Below are 16286 nucleotides of genomic sequence, written 5' to 3' on the forward strand. Positions count from 1 at the left end.
TACAAAATAACCCGGCAGACAAATCTGCCGGGTTATTTCATATTTTATATACTGGAGAAAAACACATTTTATAAGTCAGGATGTTCGTGTTTTGCCTTGAGACGATTCCAACGGCGCTCAACTTCTTCTTCGAAACTGTGCAAAGCAGGCTCATTCTCAGGTTTCAACAAGTGACGAGTTTTACCCATTGTCTTCAGCCATGCTGAGAGCTCAACACGTTTGCCCTTATCTTCGGGATTATATGTGATATTCGTAGAACCATGTTCTACTTCATATAACGGGAAGAAGCAAGACTCAACAGCTAATGATACGATGTTAGTGCCTTCCTTATCATCAGACATCCAGTTTAGCGGACATGCGATCAGGATTTTACCATACACCAAACCTTCGTTTTGTGCGTACCACTGTGCTTTTGCCGCTTTTTTCACCAGATCCTGTGGATACGCCTCCGAACCCGTGAAGACATAAGGAATGTTAGTAGCCGCCATAATTTGTGCTGTATCTTTATGCTGAGTAACTTTACCTTGCTGCTGCTTGCCGATACTGGAGGTTGAAGTACGGTGACCCAGTGGAGTCGAATAGGACTGCTGTGCTCCAGTGTTCATGTAACCCTCGTTATCGTACTCTACAATAATCATTTTGTGACCACGCAGTGCAGCTCCAATTGCCGGTCCCATCCCGATGTCCATACCGCCATCTCCGGTTACCATAACAAACGTAAAGTCCTCTTTAAGGCCTAGTCCATCCAACTCACCGCGACGTTTGCGTTCCCAGAACATCTCTACGACACCGGACAAGGTAGCCGCTCCATTTTGGAAAAGATTATGGATAAACGTTGATTTATGGGAGGAATATGGATACCCCGTAGTCGTTACCATGGCACAGCCTGTATGATAAAGTGCGACGATATCCCCTTCAATCCCTTTGAAGAAAGTCTCCAGTCCTGAGAAAATCCCACAACCTGGACACGCACCATGCCCTGGGGAGAGCCGTTTAGGTTTCTTCGTCAAGCTGCGCAGCGGCGGAATCCGTACGCTTAATTTGCCTGTTGCTTCATCCTGTTTCACAGTGATTAAGCCTGTCTTCAGTGAGTCAAAGTCCATTGGCTTCAAAAGACGTTGCGGAGCTTTATCTGGTGTACCCGGATTGTGGCCATAATAATCAAATGGTATGTCTACTCGATCTGCAGCAACAGCATCTATTGCTAATTGGAAAAATGCATGACCATCTTCTGCGTAGAAGTCCTTACCACCCAAACCGTAGATACGGCTAATTACTTTAGTCGTAGTGTTGCCATATGTGAACAGGGCTGCCTTGATTTCATTGACCATATTACCACCGTGTCCGCCAACAGAATCTGCACGGTCACCAACGGTGATTGCTTTAACATTTTTCAGCGCTTCAGCAATTTGCTTTTGCGGGAAAGGACGGATCATATTCGGCGAGATTGCACCGGCTTTGATCCCTTGCAAACGAAGCTGATCCACAACATCCTTAATAATCTCAGAGGCAGAATTCATCAAGAATACGGCTACTTCAGCATCTTCCATCCGATATTCCTCGATCATTGGATAATGACGTCCGGTTAACTCAGCAAATTCCTTCGCAATTTCTTCAAAAACTTCACCCGCATTGTACATAGCTACGGACTGCTGATAGCGGTTGTTAATATAGTCAGGTTCATTCATATAAGGGCCAACCGTTACAGGATTATTGCGGTCTAAAGTATCGGTAAAGCCTGTTGGAGGTTGTGGTCCAACAAATTTATGAACATCCTCCCGATGAGTAAAAGCTTGAACGCGGCGTTTCTGGTGGGAAGTGAAATATCCATCTGAAGCCACCATTACCGGAAGACGAACTCTAGCATGTTCCGCAAGCTTCAATGCCATTAGGTTCATATCATAAACAGATTGTGGATCCCGGCACATTAAAATAGGCCAACCTGTATTCAAAGCAAAATACAAATCAGAATGATCCCCGTGAATATTCAGTGGTCCAGAGATCGAACGGCAGATTAGATTCATAACCATAGGCATACGCGTACCAGCTTGTACAGGCAATTGCTCAAGCATGAACATATAACCTTGGGCACTGGTAGCATTAAATACCCGTCCGCCAGCCGTTGAAGCGCCATAACAGATTCCAGCAGAGCTATGCTCGCCATCAGACGGAATCAGCATAATATCATGCTGGCCGTTCGCTTTCATCGTATCAAGAAATTGCGCTACTTCTGTCGATGGAGAAATCGGAAAATACCCCATTACATGATAATTGATCTGATGAGCAGCATAAGCTGCCATTTCATTGCCGGATTCATATAAGAATTTCTGCTCTACTTTAACAGAGCCTACTTCTTTTTCATAATCTATAGCCACGTGTATTCCACCTTTCCTCCGTTAATTAGGCCTCAGTAACGAGATCAAAAATATGCCGGACCGTATGACTCTCTGCGTAGCCCTCTTCCTCACGTTCGCCAGACAAGGCAGTTGTAGGACAAGCTTCTACACATTTTAAGCAGCCTTTGCAGTATTGATAATCAATACCTTGCAGGAACATTTGTGGACGCCCCTTCTTATCAGGCTGCTCATCCCAAACAAAACACAGATCAGGACACACCGTATCGCACTGCGCACAATGAATACAATCCTCCTGCTTAAAATGAGGCAGCAAACCGGAGCGAGAAATGCTCAAGTTCTTTAAAAAGCTGCTGCCAGGATTCGTAATGGTACCCCCGATTGGCTGTGTTTCATAACCCAATGCGGAAATATCAGACCGCACGAATTCAGGCATTGTCGTACCCGCAGGCAGTGGAAAATGCATAAACTTAACTTCATTAAATCCACGGTCGAAAGTAGTCAACGCTGACTGTACTGCCTGTGGATATTTTTTGCCTAGTGATTTCTCTATAACGCCTTTCATAATTTCAGGGTCCAAGAAATCACACATCCGGAACAACGCGCCCAGCATCGCCATATTAACGCGGTTTTTCTCATCTAAGGCGATAGTTGTAGCATCAACGACTGCAATAGTTCCTGCCATCATATTCAGGGAGGATTTCAATTCCTCCGGCGATTTTGCTGAGTTCACCAATACTGTGCTATGTTCATAAATTCCGCTAATTACGTTAACTGTCTTTGCTAGTGCTTCGTGAAATACCCCAACAACATGCGGACGCTCAACCGGAGACGTGTCACGAATAGGCGTATTCAAATCACAAAACCGGATATGTGCTTTTACCGCTGATCCCTTCTTCTCCGAACCATATGACGAAAAGCTGACCCCATTCATTCCAGCACCGACAACACCTGCTTCCGCAAGCATTTTACCAGCCAGGTTCGCACCCAACCCTCCAATTGACTCCAGACGAATCTCAAAAAATCCGAGCTCGTTCACTTTTGGTAACTGTACCACCGACATAGCCCCTTTCAGAATGTCATCTAGTATAATATCCTTTTGACTTTTTCAACGATTGTAACTTGATTTTGCAAGACGCGAAGTGACAAATCTTGCATTTTCCAAGTGTTGCCTAAGCTTATTTATCTACTTTCATTTAGCAATAAAATTAAAAATTAAGATGTTAAATTCATCACATTCTTCATGATAAATATCACACATCGATGAAAAATCACCTCTATTTCTACAATTGTGTATCATTTATACTTTTCAACTAGTCCATTTCAGGATAAACTGATTCTTGGTGTAATTTTTTGAACCTACTTAGGAGGCATTAAATGTGAAGTCAAACGAAGCATCATTACAGAAAAAATTGCTTCCACGGCATATCAGCTTTATGGCGATGGGCGGCGTAATCGGTACGGGGATTTTCAAAGGAAGCTCTGAGACGATAAGCATTGCTGGACCAGGGGTTGTTCTCTCCTATGTATTGGCAGGCTTGCTGCTACTAGTCGTTATGGGTGCAATTGCCGAAATGGCCACGGTATACCCGAACAAAAATATGAAGGAATTCATTCGCGAGGCTTTTGGAGAACGGCTCTCCTTTATCGTGGGTTGGCTATATTGCTTCATGTGGTTGACTGTCTGCGTAATCGAAGTGCTGGCGGCAGGAAGCTTCTTGCAATACTGGTTACCGGATGTTCCGTTATGGCTACTGAGTCTAGCAAGCGGGGCTTTAATTATTGGCATCAATATGATGAGTGTAAGCGGTTATGGAGAGACGGAGTTTTGGTTAGCGGGAATCAAAATTGCAATGATTATCATCTTTATTATCTTGGGAGCTGCATTATTGTTTGGGCTATTGCCTATGTCTGAAGGGACTCCCTATTTAAGTAATTTTACGGATTATGGCGGATTATTCCCACAAGGCTGGACACCTATCTTCTCTGCCCTTCTGGTCGTCATGTTCTCCTACGGCGGATCTGAGCTGATTGGACTAACCTTAACAGAAACTCAAGATGCAGAAAAAGTGTTGCCTAGAGTTGTCAAAAGCTTCATTTTGCGTGTTATTCTGTTCTACACCATTCCAATTCTGATCATCTGTGGGTTAATTCCTTGGAATCAGCTTAACGAGCATACCAGCCCTTTTGTGCAGGTGTTAGCTGCTACAGGACTTAAGGGTGCTGACCATGTTATGAACTTCATACTGATTACGGCTGTGCTCTCTGCTGCTAACTCCGGTATCTACGGCGCCACACGGATGTTACACTCTTTGGCTTCACAGGGTGAAGCTCCACGTAGCTTAGCAAAGACCTCAGCAAAAGGTGTGCCGATCAACAGTCTTAAACTTTGTGCTATAGTTCTTTTTGTTGGTTCTATGTTAGCGTACTTCGCACAGGATGGACTTTTCCGGCTGCTGATGGCTGTTCCCGGCTTCGTAGTAAGCTTAGTATGGATCAGCATCTGTCTATCACAGCTGAAGCTGCGGAAAACCTATCCTAAAGAGCCAAGCTTTAAAGTGTGGGGCTTTCCTTATATAACGATTTTGACGCTTATCTGTTTGTCGGTTATCACGATTTCCTTCCTTTTCGACACTCAGAACCGGATCAGCATAGGCACATGTCTGGGCTTCCTGCTGATGCTTACCATCTGGTCATTCGCGAAATTCCGGAAGAAGAACTAAACTATATATCTCGCATTTACATGAAAAAAGGTGTATCCATTGTTCCACGCGATAGCGTAGAACGGGGATACACCTTTTCTTATAAGACCGTTGATTTGCCTCCTCGCACCGGATTCGCCCCATTCTTCGGGATTTATACCGTTGATTTGCCCACTCGCAACGGATTCCCCTCATTCTGCGGGATTTATACCGTTGATTTGCCCACTCGCATCGGATTCCCCTCATTCTGCGGGATTTATACCGCTGATTTGCTCACTCCACCGGATGCGCCTCATTTTGCGGGATTTATACCGTTGATTCGCTCACTCGCATCGGATGCGCCCCATTCTGGGGGATTCATACCGTTGATTCGCCCACTCACACCGGATGCGCCACATTCTGCGGGATTTATACCGTTAATTTGCCTCCTCGCACCGGATTCGCCCCATTCTTCGGGATTTATACCGTTGATTTGCTCACTCGCACCGGATTCGCCTCATTCTGCGGGATTTATACCGTTGATTTACCCACTCGCACCGGATTCGCCTCATTCTGCGGGATTTATACCGTTGATTCGCTCACTCACACCGGATACGCCCCATTCTTCGGGAATTACTTATTCTTTTAGGTGTATGGTATTTTGTCGATATACTGTAACTAGTGTTCTGTTACACAAAATGCAACAAAAACCAAATCAAATATTCGCGGACAAACTAGCTTAATATACTTTCAGAAAATAAACTCGCGGCGTTCGAAGTTAACAAACGCAAGCTTCACCCAACGTCAGCTTCACCCAAACATCAGCTTCACCCAAACATCGGCTGCACCCAAACGCAAAAAAGCACGGGAAACTAATCTTCCCGTGCTTCTTTCCATCGAAACTACAAAACCTACTCGATCTCCGGCTGAATATGCTCCGCGATCAATTGTTGCTTGCTGGTCCAGACCTTCTCACTCAGATTCACCCGGTACACCTCAGGATTGAGCTTACGCAGATATTCCGGCCAGAACAGATCCTTTTGTTCCCGATGGTAACGGCGAACTTCATTCAGATCCGGCAAAGTGTAGACCTGGAAGCCGTTCACGTAAATCGGCTCAAGCATAGGCAGCGCTTCATAACGCTCCACATACTTGTGCATATACGGATGCAGCGGATTAAACAGCTTCACCCGACCGCCGTTGCGTGGAGCTTCCTCTTCCGGGAAGCAGATATAATCTGCTAGCGCTTTGCCATTTTTCCCGATAATCCGGAATACGTCTTTGCTGCCTGGCGTGGATACTTTTTCAGGGTTAGAAGAAATCTTGATCGTCGGTACCATTTCTCCAGTTGCAGACTCAATTTCTACCAGCTTATAGACCCCACCCAAAGAGGGTTGGTCCGAAGCCGTAATCAATTGTGTGCCTACACCCCATGTGTCGATGGCTGCACCTTGCAGCTTCAGATCCATGATTGTATTCTCATCCAGATCGTTGGACGCCACAATCTTCACATAATCTAACCCCGCTTCATCCAGCATGTTCCGCGCCTGCCGGGATAGATAGGCCAAGTCACCGCTGTCTAAGCGGATACCGATCATTTTTTTACCTTGAGCTTCAAGCTTTTTGGCGGTTCTAATCGCATTCGGCACACCACTGCGCAATGTATCGAAGGTATCAACTAATAGTGTAACTTCATCCGGCATTACCTTAGCATAAGCATCAAAAGCTTCCTGCTCGCTGCTGAAGCTCTGAACCCAAGAATGAGCATGTGTACCTTTGGTAGGGATGCCAAACATTTTACCTGCCAGCATGTTGGAGGTTGCATCAAAGCCGCCTATATAGGCCGCTCTAGCGCCCCAGACCGCCGCATCCGCTTCTTGTGCCCGCCGGGTACCAAACTCCAGCAGAATATCATTCGGAGCTACCTGCTTGATTCGGGAAGCCTTCGTAGCGATCAGCGTCTGGTAGTTCATGAAGTTCAGAATAGCGGTCTCCACCAGCTGCGCTTCCATGATCGTCCCTTCCACACGGATTAGTGGTTCATCCGGAAAAATCAACGCCCCTTCTTTCATCGAATAAACGTTGCCCTGAAAATGAAATTGCAGCAATTCTTCCAAAAAAGCGGGAGCGTAATTTTCTTCTTGCTCCGACAAGTAACGGATATCATCTTCGGTGAAACGCAAGCCGCCGATGTACCCGACGATACGCTCTAATCCTGCGAACACGGCATAGCCGTTTCCGAAAGGCAATTTGCGGAAATAAGCTTCAAATACAGCTTTTCGCTTATGGCTTCCATTCACCCAGTGAGCATACATCATATTGATCTGATATTTATCTGTATGTAGCGCAAGTTCTCTCTTCAAGTCCTCATCTCCTAATATCCACGTTGCTGTATGTGTATGTTTTTTATAGTATTATGCCTTAACAACGTCTGCTCCTAAACTTCCCCGGAAATGATTTAGTGCCCATTTATGTCCATCCGCGTTGAAGCTGGCGACCGCATCTTCGTGCACAGTAATAGTAAAACCTTTGTTATATGCATCCACCGCAGTGTGCAACACACATATATCTGTACATACGCCAATCAAATGAAGGTCAGTAATGCCACGTTCCCGCAGCTTAATCTCCAGATCAGTTCCACTAAAAGCGCTATATCGAGTTTTGTCCATCCAATAGATGGAATCCTGGTCAGCTTCATAAACAGTTTTCAAACTTCCATAAAGCTCCCGCCCTGTAGTCCCTCGTACATTGTGAGGTGGAAACAGTTTACTCTCAGGATGATAAGGATCATTGTCTTCATGTAAATCTACAGCCATTACAACATAATCACCATTTTGAACAAACTCAGACGTTAAATGGCTGATTCTTGGTTCGATATCGATTGCAGGCTGCCCAACAGGTAAATTCCCATCGACAAAATCATTGGTAAAGTCAATTACTATTAGTGCTCTCATGAGAATCATCCCTCCCCTGATTTAAGACACTACGTATAAATGGACAACAATGGCTCGTGATCTGTAAACATATACAGCTGAGCCGGGCGTTGTGAGTATTGATTGGAGCTGAGTGCATTACCCTCTTCATCTCTCACTTCTTTTAATATACCCTGACGGCTGCGTGTTGACGTGATTTTCCGAATAAAATTTGGCTCTTTAAATTCCGGCACTACTGTCTGAATCACCTGATAAAGCTCACTTAGCGTAAAATGTCTAGGCAAAAACTGTCTTGCTATCGTTGTCTGCAGCATTTGCTGTTGGATACGTACGTATGCATCCTTGATAATTTCATGGTGGTCAAAAGCGAGCTCCAGTTCTTCTAACGCTTCCTGCAACGTAAATAAACCCACTTCACCCGCATCGTCGGAAGCTTGTCTTTGCTCCAGCATCCACTCTTCTACTAAGGCGAAAAAGGCATGGCTGATAATCCAGCCCCGAGGGTCGCGGCCAGGTGTACTATAAACCCCAAGATATTCTAAGTGACCTCCATCGACACCGGTCTCTTCTTTCAGCTCACGAGTTGCAGCATCATAAATAGACTCATCTTCCTGACAGAATCCGCCTGGTAGAGCCCACATGCCTGCACATGGCCATTTTTTCCGTCTAATTAACATTACCTTCAACTCACGTAAAGGCAGCGTCTTGGTGACCGTCTTCCGTTCGCGTTTGGTCAGTGTAAACATTACAATGTCGGCCGGAACACCATCCGGTGTACGATATTTTTTGGCGTTATAGGTTAATTCCCCATTGTCGCTCATAATTGCCCCATCCTTTTCCGAAGCTGTAGTTTTACTTATTCGTATCTTTAAATGTACCAAACATGTTCTTCATAAATCAACAGTTGAATTCCATTATTTTACATTATCCTACAAAAAAGACTATATGAGAAACGACGTTGTCGTTGAATTATAAGATTATGTATATTCATGCACTTTACTTCTACCTCTTATATTGAAATAAAGGGACGGATCTGCATCCGCCCCCTGAACTGAGTGTGGGTTATCCGCATGTGGTCGGAGGCGCTTCAGTGCCGGCTTCCACATTTATTTTTTCCGAAACGGTATCTCTAATTACGGAAATTACCAGCTGGAGCAAATAATTAATGTCGCTCTGGCTTTGCTGAAATTCGTTCACGACTGGAATACCGTCGATCTCATCTTGCAGCACTTCAATTTCACGTTCAATTTTGGCGACCATATCTTTATTATTGAAGCTTTCGAAGGCCACGATTTCTTTTTGTTTTTTCTTAATGGTTGCAATCAGTCCTTGCACACGCTCGTGATTAAGAATTTTTTGCTCCGCCTGCTGAAAATGGCGTACCTCTTCACTGGTTGAGATTAATGATGCTAGTTCTTTAGCTTTGCCCATAATATCCTCGCGAACGATCAGATCACGGGTATTATAAGTTTTCATTCCATATTTATTCAACTGTTGTTCTTCTGTACTCATTAGTCATCTCCCCATTCGTATGTGATTAATGAACAGCTGCGGCCTCAACCACAATATCCCCTTTAATGTACCATGTTTTGGTATCTGTAATTCTCACGTTTACAAATGTGCCGATAAGCTCCTTAGGACCTTCAAAATGGACCAGCTTGTTAGCTCGGGAACGGCCGGAAAGGACTTCGGAGTTATTCTTACTCTCCCCTTCTACCAGCACCTCTACAACTTCACCCAGCATCCGGTCATTAATGATCCGGCTGTTCTCTTTGATGAGATCATTTAATCTTTGCAGACGTTCACTCTTCACCGACATCGGTACATTATCTTCCATCGCTGCTGCTGGTGTGCCCTCCCGTGGAGAATAAATGAACGTATATGCCATATCATACCCAACCTCACGCACAAGCGATAGGGTATCTTCAAATTGCTCATCAGTCTCCCCAGGGAAACCAACGATAATATCGGTACTTAATACAGCATTCGGCACACTTATCTTAATCTTGCGTACTAATTCCAGATAAGCTTCCCGGGTATATTTACGGCTCATTTTCTTAAGAACGGCAGTACTTCCCGATTGAACCGGCAGATGGATATGCTCCACCAAGTTGCCGCCTTTGCCTAAAACCTCAATCAATTTATCATCAAAATCTCGTGGATGCGATGTCATAAAGCGAATGCGTGGAATATCAATCAGACGCATATCATCCATCAGGTTACCGAAGGTGTAATCAATATCTGTAAAATCTTTACCGTAAGCATTTACGTTCTGCCCCAGTAGCGTTACTTCCTTGAAGCCTTGGCGCGCAAGCTCTCTCACCTCAGCGATGACGTCCTCTGGACGACGACTGCGTTCTTTACCGCGTGTAAACGGTACGATGCAATACGTGCAGAACTTATCACAACCATACATAATGTTCACCCAAGCGCGCATGCCTTCCCGCTTCTTCGGCAAGTTCTCAATAATGTCGCCTTCTTTGGACCATACCTCAACCACAAGCTCTTTACTAAATACCGCTTCTTTAATGAGGTGTGGCAACCGGTGAATATTATGCGTACCGAAGATCATATCCACGAAGCCATGCTTTGACATAATCCGGTTGACTACGCCTTCCTCTTGGGACATGCAACCGCATACCCCTAACAACAGACCCGGCTTCTCGATCTTCAGGTTCTTAAGATGTCCAAGCTCTCCAAATACTTTATCCTCGGCGTTCTCCCGAATCGCACAAGTATTCAGCAAAATGAGATCCGCATCATTACGGTCAGCGACACTGCGGTAGCCCATCTGTTCCAATAGGCCCTTCATCGTTTCCGTGTCATGCTCATTCATTTGGCAGCCATAAGTCGTTATATGATAATATTTGCCCACTCCGAAATTCTGCATCTCTTCAGGAATCTCGAAATCATAATGAACTTCTATTTCTTCCTTGCCGCGCCGTTTTCCTTCTTTATAGTCAGGCTGGCTATTAATTTGCACATTTCTTCCTTTAATCCGGTAAGTAACTTTACCTTCTTCTTCACTAATTACCTTTGCATCACTAAAATCAAAATATTTCGAATAATCCTTAGAACCCTTGCCGGATTTTAAGTCCGGTGAGTTGTGGTTCCCCTTTGTCATGCTGTTTTCACGTCCTCTATTGTTCAACAATTATTTTTATACTTTGCTAATTTAAAATTATAACATATTGCTGGCCTAACATAGAAGTGCCCGGTCTATTAATGATGTAAAGGAGCGTTGCATATCGACAAAAAAATACCCCGCCAACGTTTGGCAGGGTCAAGTTCTATCATATTAAGGGGGTATGCTACTATTATAAGCAGATACACTACTCTTGAAACAGTTACACAACCTCTTACCTAAAAAAATAGTCATTGTATATTCTGCTAGTTTTAGTAAAGCGTATTCGTCGCTTCAGGAGTAAATGGGATGATTTCGTCTATCGCTCCGCTTTGTACTTTAGCGGGCCAAGCCGGATCGCTAATAAGCGCTCTGCCCACTGCAACCAAATCAAACTCCTCCCGAGCGAACCTTTCAGTTAACTCATCGATATTATCCGCAGGCTTCTGAGCTTTATCTTCTGCGAAGAAATCGCTTTGCAGGCCAATAGAGCCCACTGTAATACACGGCTTCCCGGTAAGCTTCTTAGTCCACCCAGCTAAATTAAGATCAGAGCCAGCAAATTCAGGTTGACTGAAGCGTCGGGTCGAGCAATGAAAAATATCTACACCCGCTTCGCTAAGCGGTGCCAGGAAACTCGCAAGTTCTTCTGAAGTCTTCGCCAGCTTCTCATCATACGCCCCCAACTTCCACTGGGAAAAGCGCAGCACGATTGGGAAGTCTGGTCCAACCGCTTGACGGCATGCTTTAATGATCTCGACAGCGAATGTTGTTCTTCCTACCAAATCGCCACCGTAACGATCGGTACGTTTATTCGTTCTATCCCAGAAGAACTGGTCTATCAGATACCCATGAGCGCCATGCAGCTCGATGCCATCAAAGCCAACGTTTTTGGCATTTGCCGCCGCTTGAGCGAAGGCTGATACTAAGCTTTCAACCTCTTCTGTGGTCAGCGGCTCTGTCACCGGCTCACCTGCTAAATTCAGACCCGAAGGGCCTACAGGAAGGGCTTCAACGTTAGGATACTCGCCGATTGTACGCGCCATCCCCACATGCCAAAGCTGCGGGATGATCTTGCCCCCAGCTGCGTGAACCTCTTCCACAACCTTCTTCCAGCCTTCTAAAGATGCTTCTTCATGTATATTAGGAATATCTCGGTGACTGACAGCCGCTGGATGATTTACCGCAGTACCCTCAGTAACAATTAATCCCACTCCACCCTCTGCACGTCTACGATAATAAGCGGCAACATTGCTTCCCGGCATACCATTCGGAGACTGCGCGCGTGTCATCGGCGCCATTACAAATCGGTTCGACAGCGAAAGATTCCCCACTTGAAAAGGTGAAAATAGTTGCTCTGTATTCATATGTTACCTCCAATTTATTAATTGATTACTTTAAGTAAGCTTATTATCTACCCAAAAGATGGGAAATGCAAATTTTAAGAAAAAGACAAAAAAACCGGACCTCGCAGAATCTACGAATGCCCGGTTTTTACCAAATTATAATGACTCTCTAGACTTCAAGAATCCCCGCTTTAGGTGTAACTCCAAATGCTTTAGCTAAATCCCATAGCTGTTGGTCTGTGATCTTTTGTTTGATTTCTCTACCGCCAATCAAGTTGTAGATCGTCGCAGCCTTTTCAACCGTTTCTACTAGACCAAAGGTAGCATCCATGGTGGAGCCCGTGCCAAAAATCCCATGCTGCGGCCAGATGACTAAACGGTGATCCTTCATTTTTTTGGCAGTCTCACGGCCGATTTCACTGCTGCCCGGAACAATCCACGGAATAACACTGACCCCATCAGGGAAAACAACAAGGCACTCTGTGCACATTTCCCATAACGTTTTGGTAAACTTCAGTTCGTCCAGATCATGCGTGAAGGTCATCGCGATCACATTTGTAGCATGTGTATGCAGCACGATACGGTGTGTGGGATCTACTTTCAAGCGTTCAATATGACTCATAAAATGCGAAGCGAGCTCACTCGTAGGAACTGCACCATTCCGCAATCCCCACAATACTTCCACACTTTCGCCATTGCCACTAACTCTTAACACACCCAGATTCGCTTCAGGGTCTTTAATCACATTTCTGAAATATTTGCCCGAACCTGTTACGATAAAGTACTTGCCTGCTAATTCTTTTACCGGAAAGGTGAGTTTGATCGTGCGCAACGGCTCCAGTACATTAATATACTTAGCCACTTCATTCTCATCCAGCAAATAGCTGACATTCCCACCATTCAGTTCATCCCAGCCAAGCTCCCACATATGACGGGTGATCTCTGACATTTCCTGAATAAATGGAGCTTCACTGCTGGCAATATAACCTTTTGATTCTAACAAGGACGTACTCATAGTCTATTCTCTCCTTTGTATTTGCTGCTCTCCGTATCCACTTTTATCTTAAAGACAAAACGTCTTGTTCATAATTTTTCACTTCAGTAAGCCATTGTTCACGCACCGGTGAACCTTGTGAGGCACAGTAGTAATCCCAGACCGCTCCAAACGGATACGATTTGAACTCTTCTACCAGAGCAAGACGTGAAGTGTAATCCCCGGACCGCTCGATTTGCTTAAGTTCTTCCACTGGTTCCAGCATCGCACGCAGCAACGCCTTAATAGTATTGCGGGTACCTATGACCCATGCCGCGAGATGATTGATACTGCCATCAAAGAAATCCAATCCAATATTCGTACGAGGAAGTAAATCCCCACGAACCAATTCACGGGCGATTTCCAGCAGCTCATCATCCATTGTTACCACATGGTCACTATCCCAGCGGACAGGTCTACTGACATGCAGCAGCAGCTGCTCACTGAACATCAGAATCGAAGATAATTTATTCGATATCACTTCTGTAGGATGAAAATGTCCCGCATCCAAACAGATCGCTTTTCCATTTGTTAAACCATAACCCATATAGAATTCATGAGAGCCAACCACATAACTTTCAGAACCAATTCCAAACAGTTTACTTTCCAAGGCATCCAAATTATAAAGCGGATCTATTTCCTGACTAAAAATCTCATCCAGCGACTCTTTTAAACGTACTCTTGGAGCTAGCCGATCTACTGGCGTATCTTTATAACCGTCTGGAATCCAAAAATTCGTCACACAAGGCTGACCCAGCTCCCGTCCAAAATGCTCAGCGATCGTACGTGAAGCTTTACAGTGTCTGATCCAGAAATCCCGAATCTCCGCGTCCGAATGACTGAGAGTGAATCCATCGGCTGCTTTTGGATGTGAGAAACAAGTAGGGTTAAAATCAAGCCCTAAGCCCTGCTCCTTCGCCCAATCCACCCAGGATTGAAAATGTCGTGGCTCTAGTTCATCCAAATCTACAGGTTCATCTGTATCTGCGTAAATAGCATGCAGGTTAACCTTATGTTTACCAGGAATAAGAGATAACGCCTTTTCTAAATCTTGACGTAGTTCATCTGGTGTACCTGCCCGGCCCGGATAACTTCCCGTTACCGCAATGCCCCCGCTTAGTTCTTTTTCCTTAAAAAGAAAACCTTTTACATCATCTCCCTGCCAGCAATGTATGGAAATTTTAATTTGCGCGAGTCGCTCCAGCACATTATCCACATCAATACCGTGGGCTGCGTATAGTTTTTTGGCTTCGTTATAGCTAGTGATAATGCTCTGATCCATACTGTTTATCCTCCTAAAATAGTGCAATGTCTGTTTCGCTTAGATAAGCTCATTCACTCTGGACAGATGAAGGCTTCTCCAGCGATTTAGAATGTTATCAAAATGCTTGATCGGCTGCGGAATGTATGATGTTATTTCAAAAGATTGTTCGATAATAGCTCTTGCCTCAGTTATGTCTGCAATGGAATCTGTGCTAATCATCTGCACTACTATATTTCCTAGGGCAGTCGCTTCCGTTGGTCCAGCCTTTACTTCCCTGCCAATAACGTCAGCTGTTAGTTGGCATAAAAGCCGATTGTTCGCCCCGCCGCCGACAATTTGCAATCCCTCGATCCGACCTTCTGTCAGCTCCTCCAACTCTTCCAAATAAGTTAGATAGGATAACGCCAAGCTGTCAAAAACACAACGTGCTAACTGTCCAGGTGTCTCCGGAACGGGCTGCCCACTCTCCATACAGGCACTGCGGATTTCTTCTATCATGTTGGATGGATTTAGAAACCTTGGTACATTACAAGGGATGAGGCTGCGAAACCCCTCTTCTCCCTGCGCAAGCTCTGCAAGCTCCGCAAAACTATAACAATTGTTCAGTAATCTGCGAACCTCTTGAATAAGCCATAAGCCCATTACATTTTTGAGGAATCTATAAGTTCCGTAGGCTCCCCACTCATTGGTGTAGTTGGCCTGCATGGCTTGTAGAGAATTTAGAGGCTCCGTTCTTTCTACACCGAGTAAAGACCAAGTTCCACTGCTGATATAAGCTGAACCTTCTTGAAGTGGAGCACCTAGCACTGCTGAGGCCGTATCATGGGAAGCCACACAAATCAGTTGGCATTCAGGCAGGTCATATTGTTGGATTAAAGCTTCGTCAAGAGGACCAACCACTACACCAGGCTCAGTTAATTTTGCAAATTGATCTTTCCTGATATTCAAAAATTCTAATAGGTCATCGTCAAAATCCCGGCTTTCCAGATTCAACAGCTGTGTTGTAGATGCGATAGTAACCTCATTGATCTTGCAGCCAGTCAGTCGGTAATATAGATAATCTGGTACAAGTAAAATTTGATCCGCTTGCGCTAACTCTTCTTCTTTATGAACATATAATTGATTCAAGGTATTGATGGATAACTGCTGGATTCCTGTCTTTTCATAGACGGTTTGTGGTGAAAGCTGCTGTGCCACCTGATCCACAGCCAGATCCGTTCTGCGGTCACGGTAGGCGTATACTTCCTGAACACGATTCCCTTCCGCATCTACCAGCACATAATCTACACCCCATGTATCAATACCAAGCGTACAGGTAGTAATCCCATCGGTTTTAGCTTTCTGAAGCCCGATCATAATCTGCTCTACTAAATAATCAATGTCCCAGAAACAGGAACCCTCTTGTTCCGTAAAGCTATTGCTAAAGCGATGAAGCTCTTCTAAGGAAAGAATACCTTCTTGCAATATTCCGCGCACCAGCCGCCCACTTGAGGCCCCGATGTCAACGGCGATGTGATTATTCATAAACAATCTCCTATGATAAGGGGTGAT

13 protein-coding genes are annotated in these 16286 nt (G+C 44.8%); 2 read left to right on the forward strand and 11 right to left on the reverse strand.

From position 1 onward, the window contains the following. Window positions 1-68: 68 nt before the first annotated feature. Together MKZ09_RS20020 and MKZ09_RS20025 are read right to left on the reverse strand one after the other, a co-directional pair. Window positions 69-2375 (reverse strand): thiamine pyrophosphate-dependent enzyme, encoded by a 2307-nt coding sequence (locus MKZ09_RS20020; protein ID WP_076200769.1) that lies wholly within the window; start codon window positions 2373-2375, stop codon window positions 69-71. Between the two features lie 25 nt (window positions 2376-2400). After that, entirely contained in the window at window positions 2401-3411 is a 1011-nt protein-coding gene (locus MKZ09_RS20025; protein ID WP_143767270.1) for a 2-oxoacid:acceptor oxidoreductase family protein, read from the reverse strand. A gap of 322 nt (window positions 3412-3733) precedes the next feature. Here MKZ09_RS20025 and MKZ09_RS20030 point away from each other — a divergent pair, with 322 nt between their 5' ends. Further along, entirely contained in the window at window positions 3734-5077 is a 1344-nt protein-coding gene (locus tag MKZ09_RS20030) for an amino acid permease (RefSeq protein WP_036688050.1), read from the forward strand. After that, a complete protein-coding gene (locus MKZ09_RS20035) occupies window positions 5014-5778 on the forward strand; it encodes a hypothetical protein (protein ID WP_143767269.1) in 765 nt (254 codons plus the stop codon). Before MKZ09_RS20030 ends, MKZ09_RS20035 begins: the two co-directional genes overlap by 64 nt. Before the next feature lie 168 nt (window positions 5779-5946). On the opposite strand, the gene MKZ09_RS20040 is transcribed toward MKZ09_RS20035, so the two are convergent. The 9 genes from MKZ09_RS20040 to rhaB form a co-directional block, all read right to left on the reverse strand. Beyond that, on the reverse strand, window positions 5947-7398 hold the full coding sequence (locus MKZ09_RS20040; protein WP_076128292.1) for a nicotinate phosphoribosyltransferase: 1452 nt from the start codon (window positions 7396-7398) through the stop codon (window positions 5947-5949). A gap of 51 nt (window positions 7399-7449) precedes the next feature. Next, window positions 7450-7989 (reverse strand): cysteine hydrolase family protein, encoded by a 540-nt coding sequence (locus tag MKZ09_RS20045; RefSeq protein WP_076200763.1) that lies wholly within the window; start codon window positions 7987-7989, stop codon window positions 7450-7452. Window positions 7990-8018: 29 nt separating this feature from the next. Continuing rightward, window positions 8019-8789, reverse strand: coding sequence for an NUDIX domain-containing protein (locus tag MKZ09_RS20050; RefSeq protein ID WP_036688055.1), 771 nt, complete (start codon window positions 8787-8789; stop codon window positions 8019-8021). A 241-nt stretch (window positions 8790-9030) separates the two neighbouring features. After that, a complete protein-coding gene (locus MKZ09_RS20055; protein WP_076128288.1) occupies window positions 9031-9480 on the reverse strand; it encodes a RicAFT regulatory complex protein RicA family protein in 450 nt (149 codons plus the stop codon). 25 nt (window positions 9481-9505) lie between these two features. After that, the gene (gene miaB, locus MKZ09_RS20060) at window positions 9506-11092 is read right to left on the reverse strand and encodes a tRNA (N6-isopentenyl adenosine(37)-C2)-methylthiotransferase MiaB (protein WP_038571650.1); all 1587 of its coding nucleotides are present in this window, start codon (window positions 11090-11092) and stop codon (window positions 9506-9508) included. A 272-nt stretch (window positions 11093-11364) separates the two neighbouring features. Further along, the gene (locus MKZ09_RS20065) at window positions 11365-12459 is read right to left on the reverse strand and encodes an NADH:flavin oxidoreductase (RefSeq protein WP_076200760.1); all 1095 of its coding nucleotides are present in this window, start codon (window positions 12457-12459) and stop codon (window positions 11365-11367) included. 148 nt (window positions 12460-12607) lie between these two features. Beyond that, entirely contained in the window at window positions 12608-13453 is an 846-nt protein-coding gene (rhaD, locus tag MKZ09_RS20070) for a rhamnulose-1-phosphate aldolase (RefSeq protein ID WP_036688060.1), read from the reverse strand. A gap of 43 nt (window positions 13454-13496) precedes the next feature. Beyond that, window positions 13497-14753, reverse strand: a complete 1257-nt coding sequence (rhaA, locus tag MKZ09_RS20075; RefSeq protein ID WP_076133819.1) for an L-rhamnose isomerase — start codon at window positions 14751-14753, stop codon at window positions 13497-13499. Between the two features lie 39 nt (window positions 14754-14792). Then, window positions 14793-16259: a rhamnulokinase gene (gene rhaB / locus MKZ09_RS20080; RefSeq protein ID WP_076133820.1), complete on the reverse strand. Its 1467-nt coding sequence runs from the start codon at window positions 16257-16259 to the stop codon at window positions 14793-14795. Between the last annotated feature and the right edge of the window lie 27 nt (window positions 16260-16286).

The organism is Paenibacillus sp. FSL R5-0908 (genome assembly GCF_038006245.1).
GTDB lineage: Bacteria > Bacillota > Bacilli > Paenibacillales > Paenibacillaceae > Paenibacillus_AQ > Paenibacillus_AQ odorifer.

What these genes read in the sequence shown, in the direction of transcription:
- MKZ09_RS20035 (WP_143767269.1), top strand. Translation starts at nt 5,014, where the DNA reads ATGTCTGGGCTTCCTGCTGATGCTTACCATCTGGTCATTCGCGAAATT.
- MKZ09_RS20045 (WP_076200763.1), bottom strand. Translation starts at nt 7,989, where the DNA reads ATGAGAGCACTAATAGTAATTGACTTTACCAATGATTTTGTCGATGGG.
- MKZ09_RS20050 (WP_036688055.1), bottom strand. Translation starts at nt 8,789, where the DNA reads ATGAGCGACAATGGGGAATTAACCTATAACGCCAAAAAATATCGTACA.
- MKZ09_RS20055 (WP_076128288.1), bottom strand. Translation starts at nt 9,480, where the DNA reads ATGAGTACAGAAGAACAACAGTTGAATAAATATGGAATGAAAACTTAT.
- miaB (WP_038571650.1), bottom strand. Translation starts at nt 11,092, where the DNA reads ATGACAAAGGGGAACCACAACTCACCGGACTTAAAATCCGGCAAGGGT.
- MKZ09_RS20065 (WP_076200760.1), bottom strand. Translation starts at nt 12,459, where the DNA reads ATGAATACAGAGCAACTATTTTCACCTTTTCAAGTGGGGAATCTTTCG.
- rhaD (WP_036688060.1), bottom strand. Translation starts at nt 13,453, where the DNA reads ATGAGTACGTCCTTGTTAGAATCAAAAGGTTATATTGCCAGCAGTGAA.
- rhaA (WP_076133819.1), bottom strand. Translation starts at nt 14,753, where the DNA reads ATGGATCAGAGCATTATCACTAGCTATAACGAAGCCAAAAAACTATAC.
- rhaB (WP_076133820.1), bottom strand. Translation starts at nt 16,259, where the DNA reads ATGAATAATCACATCGCCGTTGACATCGGGGCCTCAAGTGGGCGGCTG.